Source organism: Amycolatopsis sp. NPDC049868 (genome assembly GCF_044461365.1).
Taxonomy (GTDB): Bacteria; Actinomycetota; Actinomycetes; order Mycobacteriales; family Pseudonocardiaceae; genus Amycolatopsis.
Genome location: NZ_JBITKV010000012.1, coordinates 240,319 through 257,243, shown reverse-complemented (window position 1 = coordinate 257,243; position 16,925 = coordinate 240,319). Strand labels below are relative to the sequence as shown.

At 69.4% G+C, this 16,925-nt stretch carries 1 protein-coding gene; it reads right to left on the bottom strand.

What is annotated here, in order from left to right:
- Window positions 1-86: 86 nt before the first annotated feature.
- Window positions 87-16,757: a hypothetical protein gene (locus ACIBTM_RS36710; protein ID WP_395881764.1), complete on the bottom strand. Its 16,671-nt coding sequence runs from the start codon at window positions 16,755-16,757 to the stop codon at window positions 87-89.
- Window positions 16,758-16,925 lie beyond the last annotated feature (168 nt).

Below are 16,925 nucleotides of genomic sequence, written 5' to 3'. Positions count from 1 at the left end.
TGCCGACGAGCTCGGGTTCGCCTCAGCACACCGCACCGGAGGGCCGGGCACCAGGCAGGAGAGGTGGCAGAACCGTCCGGCGGTTCCTATCTTCCGGACAGCCAGCGGGTGATTGTTTCCTCCAGCTGTCCCGGTTCAAGACCCCACGCCAGGAGATCGGCCTCGGCCTGGCTCTCCGCGATCAACGCCGCGTCAACGGCCGCCTCCGCCGCCCCGAGGTCCCCTCCGTCCCGTGAGGTGCCGGCCCCACCGGCGACACGCGGGGCCAACCGCCGCCGCTCGGCGGATGCCCGGTTCGCGGCATCGCGCGCCCAAAGCAGGTTCGCCACCGCCTCTCGCCTCGTCTGGGCGACCGGTCTGCTCGCGCCGGGGATCACGGCTGCTTCGGCATCGAGCATCCCCAGCAATTCGGCGACCTCGTCGAGACCGACGACACCCGGATCGACGAGCCGGTCCAGGAACTCCTCAAGCCGGTCGGCACGGCTGGTCTCGGGCACCAAGGCGGCGAAGATGTCGCTCGCCACGTCCTCGACGACCGGGGTGGACCGGACCGGCGCTTTGGCGGCCCGGTGCGGTTCGAGGGCGACCGCCCGGTCGAAGACGGCGGCGAGTTCCTCGAACTTCTTCTCGTACGCGCTGGTGTAGGCGAAGCGGTGTTCGCCGTCCACCGGCACGTGCTCACCGTTCACGACGAGCACGCCGGTCAGCTTGTCGTAGCCGGCCTGGACCTTGTGAGTGGTGTCGTTGACGAACTTCGCCTGCTCGCTGTAGGACGAGAAATCCGCTTGGTAGTACTGGTGGAATTCACGGAACAGGTTCCGCACGTCGGCGGCGGTCGGGGTCCCGCCGCCCGGCCGCCCGACCCGCACGGCGAGGCTTCGCACGAAGTTGTACACGTCCTCCGCCGTCATCCCGCCCATCCCACGGAAGTAGTAGCCGAACGGGTCCGAGTCGACGAACGCCCGCACCAGCTCGAAGTCACGCCTGCTCGCCCACAACCCCTCGTGCCGGTTCATGTACTGGACCGCGCCGCGGTGTTCGGGCTCCAGATCATGGCTGACCTGAGCGTCGCCGTACTGGTGCTTGGAATTCACCTTGTCCATGTCGTGGAACAGGATCGCCTTGACGACCGCCTCCCGGCGGACGAACCGCCCGGCGTCCCCCTGACGGCTGGTGAGCGCCAGGTACCGGTTGAGCACCATCTGAGCGTGCTCACCGAAAGTGTTCGGCGCGACTTGGCCCTCGGCGCGGTCCGGTGGCCCGACCTGCTCGTTCTTGTCGGGCCGGACCGGCTGGATCTTGACCGTCTCGTCGAATTTCCGCTTCAGCTTGTCGAAGTCGTCGGTGAGGCCCTCGTCCAGTTCCGAGAGCAGCTGGTCGAGGATCACCCTGCCGGAACGCACGTCCGGCTGGTCGAGCTGTCCCTGGATCGTCCTCGCCAGCTCCTCACCGATCCGCCGATGCCTGCGGAAAACGGACGGATCCTGCTTCTGCGTGTAGCCGAGAACGTACTTGTCGCGCCAGCTCGCGTACTCGTTCGCATACGGGGAAAACGGGACCATGCCTTGCTCCAGCTCGCCCGCCCTGGTGTCGAAGTCGTTCTTGATCCGCCGTTCGTCGGTGGCGATGACGGAGCCGATCTCCGCCTGCGTGGCGAATTGCGGCACCAGGTCCATGAACTCGTCCCCGGCGGCGCGGGGCACCGGGGCGATCGGCATGTCGTTCACCAGAACGGGGTCCTGTACCGCCGCCGAGGCCAGCTCCGCCAGTTTCTTGCGGTCCGCCAAGGCTCCGAACCTGGCCGCGTTCTTGTGCGTCAACTCCGTGGACAGCGCGCCGGCCGAATTCTTCACCCAGTCACGGAATCGCTCGCGGACCTCCGTCTCGCCGACACCGACCAGCTCGCTCCTCGTGATGGAATCCAGCGCCTTGGCGAGGATTCGGCTCTTGAACTGCGCCGCGAAGGAGTCCGGGCCGATCTTCACCTTTGTGCTCAAGAGCTTCTTGAACTTCTCTCCCTTGAGCAACTCGTCGGTGATCGTCTGAGTGAAGACCTCGCCCCTCGTTCCGCCGAGGAAGGGCTTTTCGCGCTTCTTCTTGGGCTCTCCTTGATCCTCGGCCTTCCGCGGTTCCTTCTTGGCGCCGCCCTTCTCTTCCGCCTTCTTCCGCCTTTCCTCCTCTTTCGCCTTCTTTTCCTCTTCCTTCACCGCCGTCTTCTCTTCCAGCTCCTCGACCCAGCGCGTCTCCAGGGCCTCGAACCGGTTTTGCACGATCTCCAGGACCAGATCCCCGAGTCCCTGCCCGAATTTGCCGTCCTCGACTTCCTTCCCGAATCCGGCCCTCAGTGAATCCAGTACGGCGTCGGCCACGGCGATCCCCGCCCTGATCGAGATCAGGCGATCCGCTTGCATGGCCTCTTCGATCTCCTTGAGAGTGCTGACCTTCGGCAGACCCTCCCGCTGACCGATCAGCATCTTCGTGGCCTCGACGAGCACCAAATGCGGGTTGTTCAAGGACTTGTTGAGCTGGCCCGACACGGTGGCACGGAGATCGCCTTCGGTCACCTCGACGCCCTTTCCGGCGTGTTTGCGGACTTTTTCCTCCATCGCCGCCCAGAGCCGATCGGTGAACTTTTCGACGAGCTCCTTTCCGGGACCGTGCGTGTTGAGGAAGGCGTTCATCTCCCCTTCCCGCCGGGTCTTGTCGTCCAGCACGACCCTGGTGGCCGGTCTGGGGAACTCCGGAATCACATCGGCAGGAGGGCTGAAGAACGCTTCCGGTGATTTGTGCCAGGTGTGATAGTGGTCGCTCAGTGTCCGTGCCAGGCTTCGCAAGGCCTTCGGGTCATTGCGGAAGTACGTCTGCCCTTTGGTGTTCCAGGTGAACCAGGGGTCGTGCTCCTTGCCCAGTGCGTCCGACTCGAAGTCCGGTCGCAGGCCGAGCCGGACGTAGAGGTCGGCGAGGTCCTCTTGCCGGCCGGCGAACTCCGGCATGACGGTCACCCGCCCGCCGACGGTGTACGTGACGAGCGAACCGGGGAGCACCTTCTTCCGCAACTGTTCGTACTGTTGCCCGCGCAGTCCGAACTGGTTCGTGTCACCGTTCTGGTCGACGTTCATCGACAGTTCGCTGTCCGACGACACAGCCTCGACCACCGACTGCTCCGTGACGTCCAGGAACACGTCCAGCGGTACCAGGAACGAGCGCAGCATCGGCTGCATGAAGTCCTTGCGCTCCGGGTCGTTCTCGTACTTCGCGGTCCACTGCACCGCCCGGAGCGGCCGTCCGCCACCGACCCAGAAGATCTTCGCCCCGGTGCTGCCCTCCCCGCTGAAGGGATCGACCTTGCCGTCCTCGTCCTGGTGCACGTCCTTGAACGCGGATTCCCGCGCGGCGGGAGTGAGGATCGCGGTGTAGAGCCGGACGTAATGCTTTCCCTTGATCGTCTCGATCTCGAACTCGCCGCGATGCAGTACCTTGCGGCCGTGGCCGGTCAGCAGCACGGTCGAACCCGGGTAGCGCACGTTCGGCCGTCCGATGTGGACGTTCTCCGTGGTGCCGAGGTAACGCTCCTCGCCGTCGACGTCCGCCCGCAGGATGTGTACCGGCCTGGCCGTCGGATGTCCGTGGCTGGTCCACGTTCCGTCGCGTTCGAGCACGTGGACCCGGACCCCCGCCGCCTCCGCGATCGCACCGAGATCGGTGTTGTCCGGATGCGCCGCGGTGAACTCGTCGAGTCCCGCCATGATCCGGGCACGCTCACGCGGTATGTCGTCCGGAAGGCTCGCCACGAGGGCCTCGCGGAACGAATCGTGCCGCGTGTCCCCTTCGACCAGTACCGGTTCCATGCCGTGGACGGCCAGTACTTCACGCTGGCCGGAGTACAGCACGTCGCGGCCGAGGATCCTGCCGGGATAAGGAAAGCTGATCTCGATCGTGTTGACCTCGATCGAGGACTGCGACGACTCGGACGGTGTCCGCGAGGGTGGCGACGGCCTCGGCGGCGGACTGTCCGCTTCGTCCTCGTCGGCGAGCCGCACCGCGTCCTTCGACTCGATCACCGGTTTCCCGGTCCCGTAACCGGGAACGGGGCCCGTACGCGGGTTTTCGTTCTCCTCCACCACGATATGCGCACCGATCGGCTCCGCCTCGGCCGTGGATCCGCCGAGCCGCACCCAGTTCCCGTTCGGCTCGACGACCGGACGGCCGAAGACGTCGAACCCGACCTTTCCGGTCACCACGAGGTGGCCGGTGCGGCCCTCCTCGCCGGGGACGAGGTACACCGGTCCGTCGGGCGCGACGGCCTCCACGTCGATGCCCCGCTCGCGCAACTCCGACAGCACCTGGGCGGCGAACGATTCGCGGCCGCCCACACCGGCACCGCACGAGGCGAACATCAACGGCTTCACGCCGTCCCACCAGCCCTCGTCCCTGGCATGTACCAGCATCGTGGCCACCTCGAACGGAGTCAGTGGCGTACTCCCGGCCCCTGAAGCAATACGCACCGGCGCACCGTTCGGCCCGCCATGGGCGAGGAAGGTGAAGAACCGGTCGTCCGCGGGGAGCCTGTCGGCCAGTCCGTCCAGCCGGGCGTCGGTCAACCTGATCCCGCTGTTCCCTCCGAGTGGGATCGTCTCGACGTCGTTCGCGACGACGACGGGGCTTTCGGTCACCGGCGCGCGTTTCGGCAGGAGTTCGGCCTCTTCCAGCCGTCGATCCCGCACCGCGTCGAGGAAGCTCGATTCGGACAGGTACTCGACACCGGGCCGGAGCGGGTCGTCCAGGAGGTAGACCGGCTCGTCGTCGAGCGTCGTCACGTCGAGGCGCAGCGGGCCCGTGGACGAGGTCATGAGTATCCCGCCGCGGCGCACCACGTCGCGGCGGAATTGCGCGAGGTCGCCGTCCGGAACGGGTGTGGTCCCCTGCCCGGGGATACTCGGGGAGACAAGGCAATCGTCCGTGGCGGCGGCCACCGGCGCGATACTCGCCGAACTCACCGGAGACCACGCGCCGGGCAGCATCCGGCCGGCGAACACCGGCAGCGCGGTATGCGGGCCACCGGGCCGGAGGACGGCACCGAGTTTCTGCATGGCCCGGCTCCACCGCGTCGTGAGCGCGGCCCACTCCCGGCGCGTCGCGGCCGTCGGGACCTCGGCCGCCAGCGTGAACGCGCGGTCCCGGATCGCGTCGAATTCCCGGTCGATGACGGCGATCCGCTGCCGACGCTCCGGGGCTATCCGCTCCGCGTGGGCGGTCGCGGCACGACCCACATGGAGCAGCCCCGCGATCGTGGGCACCGTCCGGCGCAACCCGGCGTTCACGATCGCTTCGGCCCCTCGGCCGGCGAACGCGAGCCTCTCGTGGCCGGTGCCCGCGAACAGCGCCTCGATCAACGCGTCCGGGTTGCCCTGCAACGCTTGGAACAGCGGATCGTTCCGGAGCCCGGTACGGGCGGACTCGGTCAGGTTGAGCGTCGCCAGCGTCGCCCACCGCGCAGGTAGGCCGACGTCCGCCCGGTAGCCGCGCAACGGCGACCCCGGCTCGGTGAACGGGTCCTTCCCCGCCGCGAGGGTGGCCGCGACGCCGTCGAGCACCTCGCCCAGCAGGCCGGGTGAGATCGGCCGCAGGACCTGGCGTTCGCGGGACCGGCCCGCCGTGCCTTCCCGTACCGGGACGAAACCGGTCGCGATCAGCGCGTCGGTGACCGCCCGGCGGACCTTGGCGCGGGTCGCGTCGTCGCCGAGGTTCGCGAGACCGGTTCGAATGGCTTCGAGCCGATCCCGGATCGCCATCGAATGCACGCTCGCGCCGCTGAAGTCCTCCACCCGTTTCACCCCGGGCAAGGTCACCAGCTCGCGGATGACCGTCCGGACGTGGGTGTCCGCCGGGTCGGCCAACGGGCTGGTCGCCATGGCCTCGGAGTAGGTCTTCACCCGTTCTTCGACCTGTTCGCGATCCGCCGACGCGGCGGCGGTGACGGCGAACCTGCCCGGCGTCTTACGGAGGTTTTCCGCCATGTCGTAGGGGTTCTGGAACAGCAGCCCGCCGCTGGGCGCGGGAAGCCCGGTGACCTTGGTGTGCATGTCCCTGGCGAAAGTCACGCAGTTGTGCCCGAGCAGTTCGTAGTCGTGGTCCCAGCTGTCGATCATGTGGTCGATCCCGCGCAGCACGTCGTTCGCGCTGACCTGGTACTCGACGGCGAAGGTGGACGAATCGTCCTCCCGCCAGACTTCCCCTTGTTCCCGCATACCGGGCTGGACGGGGCCGAAACCGAGGCCGGCGAAGAACCCCGACTTGTCCGAGAAGCTCACATAGGCGTGCCCCGTCCGGCGCTCGCGGCCGCGGAGCCCGTCGACGGCCAGCCCGGCCTTGTCGCTCCCGACGTTCACGTGGAGCCGGAACCGAAGCGACGGAAGCCCGTCCCGCGCGTGATCGCGGAGGTACTGGACACGGTCGATCAGCTCACCGACGAAACCGGACACCACCGCCGGGTCGAGGCCACGGTCCGCCGCCCGGCGCTCGACCCAGGCCTTGACCGGCTCGCCCGGCCGGATCGAGGTGCCGCCCGACGGTTCGGTCTCCAGTGCCGCGGGCGGCCGGGGCCGGACCACCCGGAACGTCACGGCATCGCCGATGCCGTCGGAGCCGACGATGTCCTTCGTGACCTTGTCGAAGTCGATCGCCACTCCGGGGAAGTCCCCGGTCTTTTCCGCGCGTCGCGCCGCCTCGCCGAGCTGACGCGACAGTTCGCCGACGACCTCGCCGGTGAAGGCCGTCGATTTCCCCGCCTCGACCCGGATGACGGGAAGACCGTGCCCCGCCAGCAGATGGTCCGCCGTTTCGGCGAAGACCTTCTCGGCGAACTCGCGCAGCCGGCCGTCCCGTTCCTCCCGGGAGTGGAATTCCGCCACCGCCACGGATTTGACGGGGTCGGCTCCGGCGTAGCGAAGCGGGCGCGCGGGGAGCGGGGTGGACTCGGTGATCACCGGGGCGGTCCGGCCGTCGGCGGTGAGCACGCCGCCGGGACGGCGCAGCATGCCCCGGTGCATGCCGCCCAGGTCGTCGAACAGCGCTTCCTTGCCGGGTAACGAAGTTCCCAGCGTGCGGTGGAACAAACCCCGGTTGAAACGGGCCTCGGTGTTCTTGATGCCACCGGGACGGGTGACGGCCGAGCGCATCGCGAAGTCGAGCACGCCGATGGCCTGGTCGGGCGAGATCTTGACTTCGTAGGTCGCGTCCGGTCGCGAGGACCCGGTCCCGAATCGCGCCTCGCCGGACGCGGGGTCGTAGGTGAGGGAGACCGTGGTGCCGTCGGGCAGGGTGAAATCCGTCCAGGTCCCGGGCCGTCGATCGCGCGCGACGTTCAGCCGCATCGAGATCTCCGCCTTCTGCCCGCGCCCCGCGGCCCTCGCCTTGTCGAGGTAGCCGGTCAGCGGGCCGGTGGCGAGGTGCGCGGGCGCGGACGGCAGTTCCGCGACGGTCCTGGCGACCCAGTCGGTCACCGACTCGCCGGGCCGGAGCGGGACACAGCCCAATGGCCCGGCCAGGTTCTCCCCGGTGGTCAGGCGAAGAGTGGCGGTACGAAGCCATTTCGCGGGATCCGGACCGTCGATCGGGGCGAAGTCGGGCAGGCCCGCTTCGATGACGACGCGCGGTGTCGCGCCGTCGCCGGTCTTGGCGGAAAGGTTCCGAAGCTGATCGCGCACCGCCCCTGCCACGGTCCGCGCGCGCTGCGCGGCTCGTCCGGTGACCGCCGAGTTGCCGAAGCCGCGTATCTCGATCCGCGGCGTGGCACCGGTTTCCGCCTGGCTCCGCCGGGCCTGTTCCCATGCCCACCGGGTGAACTCGCGGACGGTTTCGCGGCCTGCTTCGTCGAGCTCGTGCGACCGCTCCGCGAACCGCACGAAATCCGACGCGGCGGGGTAGGACGCGTCCGGCCGCCCGGCCACGGTGGTGACAGGTTCGCCGGGAGCGGCCACCGTCGTACTCGCCGCGGGGTTCCGCAACCCGTCCCGGGCCGGTGACCGGTTCCCGGCCACGACATGGTCGAGCAGATCCGCGTGGCCGCCCGTCCAGTCGAGCAGATCCGCGGCCAGATCGAGGTGTGCGAGCGTGACCTCGGCACCCGCGTCCAATCCCAGTTCGGTACGCGCGGCCTGCGCCACGACGCGCATCGCCTTCAGCCGTGGCAACGAAAACGCGCCACCGGACGCGTCCAGCAGGCGCGCGAGGTTCCGCACCTCGCGCGCGAGCGCTCCCTCGAAGTCGTCCTCCATCACCGCGAAGTCGGGCTCCACCCCGATCTCCATCGCCAGTTGCGTCAGCGCGCCGGGCTCCGCAGGGTCGAACCTGCTGTCGCCCAGCCGCCCGAACAACTCCGCGTCGGTTTCGGGCCGGTTCGGGACGGGCCTCGAAGCGATCCTCGTGTCCAGGTCACGGGTCGCCAGGTAGTCCCCGTCCGCCGTCCGCACGATCCGTACGGGCGGGGGCCCGGCCGGTCCGTACCCGAGGTCTTCCCCGTTCTCGGTCACGACGTGTAACCGGACCCCGAAGGCTTCGGCGATCTTCGCCGCGGTCGTGTTCCGCAGCCCCGCGCCCAGTTTCCGCAGTTCCGCCTGCCGGGCCGGCGATTCGGGCGCGACGGAGGCGGCGATAGCGGCGATCAGGTTCCCGGTGACCGGCTCTCCCCCGGCCGGCACGGCCGTCTTGCCGAGCCGGTCGAGGGTGTCCCGCTGCGTGGCGGTGAGCCCGGAGTGTGCCGGGGCGGGCTCCGTGGACGACGGCAGGACTCCCGGCAGCGCGTCCTGCCCGGGGTCGGTGAGACGGTGGCCGGGTCCCAGCTGAGCGTGCAGGACGTGCTGGATCATCCAGGTGTGGCGGGGCATCAGCTTCGGTGTCACGCCGGGTGTGACCACGCCCTTGCCCATGATGCTCTCGTCACCGGTGACGACACCGGTCGTCCCGTCGTCCTCGCGGCTGAGGAACACCCTGGCCTTGTCGTGCTCCTCGTCGGCCGCGCCGAGGTAGTGCAGCACTTCGTGGGCCAGTTCCTCCGGCGTGGCGTCGGATCGCCAGTTGGTCTGGGTCGTGCGCTCGCCGTCACCGGCGACGACGTCGTACGGGCGGTACCGGGGGTTGCCGTCCCGGTCGGTCAGACGGTCGCCGGTGAACTCGATCCGGACGTGCAACTGGTCACCGTTCGGGAGACCGTGGCGTTTGTTGATCAGCTTCTCGACACCGGCCGTGGCACGTTCCCGCAGCCGCGCGAGCTGCTCCTCGGTGACTCCGCGACCGGGTACCAGGTTGATCGGCACGGTGAACTCGGTGACCGAGCGCTCGCCGACCTTGAACCGGCTGACGCCGTACCGGATCACGCCGTCGTACCGTTTGTCCTTGCCGGACAGCAACGTGGTGAGGACGTCGGCGGTCTCGGTCGCCACCGACCGCCGCGGCGTCGTCGCCCGCAGCGGCTCCCAGTCGGCCGGGTCGAGCGGTTCCGCCACCGAGAACCACGGCGCGTCCGTCGCCCTGCTGTGCCGCCATTTCTCGTCTTCGGGAGAACCCGGCGGTGCCGCGAGCCGCGCGAATTCGGCGTCCAGCGCGTCCTTCGCCAGCCACCACGCGTCCTGTTTGGTGTCCACGAAATCGAGCCACGCCGCCTGCAAGGCCGCCTGGGTGCGGATCATCTGCTCCGCCGCGGCGACCCGCTGTTCCCGCGTCTCCACCGCCGCGGCTTCGGCGAGGGCCAGACTTTCCCGCTGCTCGGCCAGAACCTCGCGGAAGAGGTCGCGCCGCTGTTTCGCGTCGGCCCGTTCCCGGGTCAGCCTCCGGACGTCGCCCAGCGCCTCGGCGAGGTCCCCCTTCGCGCGTGCCGCCGCCAGTTCGGAAGAGAGCACCCGGAAGGCACGGTCCGCGTCGGCGGTGCCCTGGGTGAGGTCGTCGAGATCGACGGTCCTGGCCTTGAGCGCGGCCGTCACCGCGTCGGCTTCCGCAGACACCCGCTCATGGTGGAGCAGAGCGGCTTCGGCGACGTTTTCGGCTTCCCGCAGGGCTTTCTCGGTCTCGCGGGCGTATTCGTGGTGCCGTTCCGCCAAGGTGCCGGGACGGCGGACCCGGGCCGCGTCGACGGTGGCGTTCCAGTCGACGTCGGCACCGAGCTTCTCGACCAGCTGCTCGGCCCGGCGTCGTTGGCCCTCCGCGCCGACCTCGGCGTCCCTCCACGCCTTCGCGGTCCTGGCGACCCTTCCCTGCCGTGCCTTGAGAACGCGCGGCGTCTTCTGCCCGGTGACGTCCGGCAAGCCCTCGATCGGCATCCGGACGTCCGCCGAGGCGGGCAGCGAAACGTCCACGACCTCGGTCCGGCCGCCGACCTTGACCACGATCCGGTAGTCCACGTCGAAGCGCACCAGCGCCGTCCGCCCGGCCGGTTTGAGGTTCGCGACCGCGGAAACCGTCGTGCCGTCGGCCGTGGCGCCGGTGGGCTCACCGGTCCATCGCGCGTCGGCGCCGGTGAGCAGGCCACCGATGCCGCCCTTGTCGTCGACCGGCGTGACGGTCGGCCCGGTGACGCCCATCTCCGTCGCCTCGGCGACCTTCCGTTCGGCCGAGCGGGCCGCCGTCGCCGAGGTCTTCGGCTTCTCCAGGTTGACGCCGTCGCTGAGCGCGATCGTGCGCGGTTTGCCGAGCCTGGCGTGTACCTCGACGTCGGCCCGTTTGCCCCGCAGGACGGCGCCGTCGCGCAGGACGGGTATGGGCAGGCTCTTCGTCGTCATGCCGGGCAGGAACGCCTGCAGCACTTGAGGACTCAGACTCGACCAAAGCGCGTTGACCGGCCCCGTGCCGTAACCGGTGATCCCGCTGTCCGCCCCGGCCTTGGTGAGGGTGTCCCGCACGGCGTCACGCAGCTCCGCCGCCGCGCGCACGGATTCCACCGACGCCATCTCCGGCAGCTCGGCGACGCTGCCCTGCCGCCATTCGGCGAGCGCGGCGGGGGTGGCGTCCGCCGCGGACAGCGGATTCGACCCGCTGTCTCCGCCGGTATCCGTCTCGCCGCCGATGCTCAGGTTGTCGGCCAGCAGCCGGACGCCGAGCAGCCGCTCCCCCGTGTTGGCCGACGCGACGGATACGCCGTTCCGCCGCACGTCGAGGGTGAACTCGATCGGCACGTCGAACAGCGCGGCCGGTCCGGTCCCGGTCCGCAACCGCGTTTCCTGTTCGGTGCGGACCTCCGTGACGCCGACCGCCTTCGTGACGCCGATCCCCTTGGTGACCGCGCCGCCGGCCGACGTCGTCGCGCCGCCGTCGGTGTTCTGGAACTTCTCCTGTCCGCCTGCCCGCACCGCGACCGACCACGCTTCGGCCGTGCCGCCGGTGCGGCTGGTCCGGACCGCGCGGACGGTGCTGTGTTCGACGGTCCGGCCGTCGTTGACCACCTCGCGGAAAACCGGGTTCCTCAGCGTTTTCGCGGTCAGCAGGATCTGGTAGCCGCTGTCGGTGAACAGTTTCGGCAGATGCGCGTGCAGCGGGATCCCGCCGTCCAGCGCGCTGTCGACCAGTCCTCGGACGCCGTCCGGCGAGACGAGGTCGGTCAGCCTCGCCCAGGTATGCATCACGTCGTTCAAGGAAACGCCCGGCAGCAACGGGATCTTGGCCTTGATCAGCTCCTCGGACAGCTTCGGCACCAGGTCGGACAGATCGGGCATCCGCTCGACGGCGCCCAGTCCCAGCGCGCCCGGCTTGCCCTCCGGCAGTGTCGAGGGAGCCGCGAGCCGCTCGATCCGTTCCCGCGGTCCGGCGGGCTTGGCCGGCAGGAGACCGTGTTCCCGTGCCTGGTCTTCGGTGAGCCACACCAGTGCCGCGCCGGGCAGGTGGACGGAGCGGGCGGCGACCCTGGCGTCCGGGCGGATCAGCGCGGTCTGTTGCCGGGCCTCGGCGAGCACGGTGAAGTCGAGGTCGAACCTCGCCAGGACCCGGGGCGTCCCGGCCGCCGTGGTGACGTTGCGGTCCACGACCGCGGAGATGTCGAGGCCGTCGGCCGTCGTGGTCGTCTTCGCCCACGGTTTGCCGGACAGTCCGCCGGTCGCGGATCCGGTGGGATCGTCGTTCACCGAACCGGTGCCCGTCAGCCCCGCGGTGATCACCGGGCCCGTGCTCTTGCTCGTGCCGCCGTCGAACCGGAACCCGCCCGTGGCGGACCGTTCCGAGGCGACGTCGTCGGCCACCCGGACCAGGGTCGGTTTACTCAGCTTCGCCTGGACGCCGATCCGGCCCACCCGGTCCGCCAGGCGCCGGGAGTGGACGAGGTCGGTGCTCAGGACGCCGCGCGTGAACGAGCGCAGCGCCGCCTTGAGGTTGTCGGTGCTCAGCATCGTTTGGACGACGGTCCAGGCGTCGCTGCCGGGCAGTGCCAGTGCCCGGTCTTCGTCCGACGCCTCCACGAGGGCTTCCAACGCCGCCGTGCCGACGTGCCCGGTGTGGGCGATGCTCTCCACGCCGATCCAGTCCCCGACGACGGGCGGATCGAGTTCCGCGAAATGGCCGGTGATCGATCGTGGCGGGTCGAGGTCGCTCACCTTCGGCTCGCCGGGCGCGACCTGCTCGGCTTCGGCCGGCAGGGTCAGGCTGTCCGACATCCACACGGTGAACCCGGCCGGGAGCGGGACCGATCCGTCTTCCCGTTCCTCCGGCGTGGTCCAGATCCGCCGGACGTCGGGTACCTGGATACCCGGCAGGCCGGGCAGCAGCTGCCGGACCGTCGCGTTCACCCTGGAGAAGCCGGTGATGGAGACGACGAACCGGCCCTCGTGCCGGAAACCCTCCGAGTCGGCACCGCCGATGGTGAGATCCGTCGAGTCGGTGACCGGTCCCGCCCCGGTCCGGACGCCGCCGCTGACGCCGTATTTCACCGCGGCCGTCGCGGTCACCCCGAGCGCTACCTTGCCCTCGGGCCCCGCCGTCCATCCCTTGCTGGTCGTGGCGGAGGAGCCGAGTGCGGGTCCGGTGGTCGTGGCGTTGCGGGTCACCCGTCCGGTCGCGCTCCCGATGTGCTCGGAGCGCGTCGTTTCCAGCCGCACCGTGATGGTGACGTTGTCCTGCCGGAGCACCCCCCGGCGTTTGAGCGTGACCGACACACCGGCGCCCAGCAACGCGTCCATCCGGCCGCGCAGCGCCGACGGGGACAACGCGGTGTCGAGAAGGCGCTCGTTGGCCAGCATCTCCAGCGTCCGCGACGCCCCGGCGCTCTCCTGCTCGTCGTTCCAGCCCGGCAGAAGATCCTTGTACCGGCCCGTCTCACGGAGCTTGTCCCGGATCTCCGTCAGCACGGCCTCGGCGCCGGTGAACTCGCCGACGCGCACGTTGCCCGCCGCGAGTCCCGCGGCCAGATGGGCGGGCGGGAACTTCTCGGTCGACGGCGGCGTGATCCCGTCTCCGGTGCCTTCCGGGACCGGAAGACGTTGGGCCGCGGCCTCGGCCATCCCCAACCTGGCGTAGACCGTCGCCGTGGTGGTGGTCTCCCCGCCGTCCAGTGCCTGCACCACGATCGTGGTCTCGAACCGGTACAGGCCGACGTCGCCCTTGAGCTGGACACCCGATTTCGTGGTCGTGGTCCGGCCGGACACGACGGTGTCCACCGTGCGCGCGGAATAGCCGGCGCCGATACCGGCGGCGATCTTCGCCGCGTTGACGCCACCACCGCCGCCGAACGAGACGGCCGCGTCGAAACCGCGTTTCGTGAAGGCGGAAGTGGTGGAGCCGGTGGTCGTGGAATCGTGCAGGCGAAGCTGTGTCCCGGAGGTGGGGCCGACGAACTCGGCCTTGGTGAGCACGGCCTTCATCCGCACCGCCGCCACTTTGCCGCCGTCCGCGCTGAGCAGGGCAGGCGAGCTGACCCAGCCCGCCAGCATCGGGCCGAAGTTCTCCCGGATACCGGCGGTGCCGAGGAAAGCCCGCAACGTGTCCCGGCCGGGGGAGCCGAGAGCGGTGACCGACCGGGGCAGCAGCCCCGCCGTTCCGGTGAACACGTCGCCGAGGTCGGTGACCGCCTCGGGCACCGGGTTCTGGAGCTTGCGCCCGACGTCGGCGTCCAGATCCTTCGCGGCGAGCCCCGTCTGCGGGGTGAGCCCGACCAGATCGTCCGGAAGCCGCACGGTGACGTGCCCGGGAATCGGCCTCGCCCGCGCTTGACCGACTTCGGCGCCGCTCTCGTCATGGACGCTGACGGTGAATTCGACGTTCAGGCGCACCCGGCGGGAACCTTCACCGGACCGGATCGCCCGCTGGTCCGAAGTGGACACCGTCACGGCCTGGGTCGCACCGGGCGCCGCCAACGCGACCTTACCGCCGACCGTGAGGTACGGACCCATCGGCATCTGCACGGTCGCGGCCGTCCCGAGATCTCCGGCGTCGAAGACCGTCAGGTTCTCCGAGTTCGAAGTACCGCCCTGGACGGTGAGATCCGCCTTGGTCTTCTCCTTCGGCTCACTCACCACTTCGCCGCCGACGGTGGCGCGGATCCGGACCTCGCGCCGGCCTTTCCCCGTGCGGAGAGGGAAATGCAGTCCGCTGAGCACCGATTCGAAGTCGTCGTGGACGGCGTTCTCGATCGCGCGAAGATCGTCCGCCTCGATCCCTGGCAGCAATCGGGCGAGCTCGTCGCGGAGCCCGGCGGTCCCTTCGACCGCGAGTACCGGTGCCGAGCCGAGAGCCTGACCGGTGGCGAGGAACGGCGGCAGGTCCGCGACCGTCAGGTCCTGCGCGTCCGTGTCGGAGTCGCTCTTGGTTTCGGGTGCTTCGGTGGTGGCCGGGACATCTTCCGGCAGCGGTTCGGTGTCCTCCTGATGGTGCCCGGCGAGGTCGCCCAGGTCTTCGGCGAACGGCTTGCCGAGATCCAGTTCGATCGTTGGGGCCTGCTCGGACACGGCCACCGAAGCGGAGCCGAGATCCTGATCCTCCGACGAGGTACGCAGCGGGGCGGGGCGGGTGTGCGGTCGTTCCTCGTCCTCGTGGCGTTCCTCGGACACCGGTGGCGCTTCCTCGACCGTCCCGGCCTCGGACGAGGTCCGCACGGGGGCGGGCGCGGATTCGGTCTTGCCGGAAGAAGTGGTCTTGACTTCGGCCGGCTTGCTGTCCGAAGTGGACTTGGAAACGGGTTTGCCGTCCGAGACGGTCTTCGTGTCCGATGTGGACTTAGTGGTCGACTGGGTCTTGGTTTCGGAGGCGGCCTTTGTGTCCGAAGTGGACTTTACGTCGGAGGTGGAAGCCGGGTTCGGCGAGGTGGAAGCGGCGGGCGCCGAAGCCCCTGCGCTCGTGGTGCTCGGTGTGTTCGTGGCGCTCGGCGGAGGCACCGGAACCGGGGACGCCGGGGCATCGCCGAACTTCTCCTTCATCGACGTGACCGCCGAGTCGAGGGCGCGTTCCCCGATCCCCTCGAGTTTGTGACTGACCGCGCCGCCGACCACACCGCCGGCGAAACCCATGCCGTATTCCGCGGCGGACACGGACTCGCCGTTGAGCGCGGCCATCACGGCCTGGCTCATCACCCCGGAGACACCCTCGAAGAGGAAGACCGTGCTGAACTCGACGGCCCTGGCGGCGAGGTTTCCGCCGAGCCGTTCGGTGGCGTTGCGGGACAACACGTCCGGCACGTGGTCGGTGAGCAGGCCGACGGCGTCCTTGCCCAGTTTGCCGTCGTACGGTGCGAGTACTTTGCCCAGGCTGTCGTTGAAGGCCTTGCTGCCGTCCAGGCCGTGCCTGGTCCAGTTGTCCACGAAGGCGCGCGCGTAGTCCCGGCCGAGTTGCCGGGCGGCGTCGTCACCGAGGGTCTTGCCGAACGCGGTGACGAACCTGTCGGCGACCTCGTCGCTGAAGCCCTCGATCGCCCGCTTCGTGAACGCGGTCGCCGGATCGGTGAACTGTTTGCCCGCCCGGTCGGTCAGCGTCCGGCCGATGTCGCGTACCCAGTCGTCGGCGAGCGCGTCCCCGCCCGGCAGTTTGAGATCCTTGACCAGCTTCAGCAGATCGTCGGTGGCGACCTTGCCGAAGTCCTTGCCCAGCAGGCCGCCGATCTTGCGGCCCAGTTTCTCCCCGAGTTCGCCGACGGCGCCGCCGAGCAGGCCGCCGATCGCCCCCGAGATCGCCGTCTGCTTGGTGGTTTCGTCGTCCCATTCGGTGCGTTCCCGTTGCAGGCGCTGCACGGCGGCGTCGATGATCAGCCCGCCGGTGATGCCGATGAACATCTCGAACACGATCGCCCGCACGAGCATTTTGAACAGCACGAGCAGGTAGCCGCGGGTGAGGGCGTAATGCCAGGTGAGGTTCGCGAGCGACGCGCCCCCGGTGACGACGGCGAGGGCGTACTCCATCGCGATCTCGTAGGCCAGCAGGAAAAGCTGGCCGATCGCGGAGAACTTCGTGTACTCGACGTCCAGTGCGATCTTGCGGCAGCCGTCGGCGATCCCCTTCGTGCCCTCGGCAAGCTCCCCCAGCAGGTTCGGCGACCCGCCGGTGAGCGGCTTCATGCTCTTGTCGAACGCCTCGCCCGCCTCGGGCATCGACAACTTCTCGTCGATCGCCCGCTTGACCCTGGCGATGTCGTCCGGAAGTTCGTTCAGCAGTTCCGTGACGGTGTCGTATTCCTGCGCCGCCCGCCGGAACTTGTGCTGGTTGGCGGCAGGCCAGGAGACACCGAGGACTTCGAGAAGTGTCCGCGCCCACTCCGGCACGTCGCCGAAATCGCCGCGATCGACCTTGATGGGCACGGATCACCTCCTGACGGGTTCACCGGAGACAACGCGGCCCGGGCGCCGAACGGTTCACACGCCCGGCGAGTGCCTGGAGGGAAGTGCCTGTGCGCTGATGGCGCTTTCGCGTGATTGGACGGACGACACGCGTGACGAAAGAGACGACACGCGTGTCGTCCGCCGGAT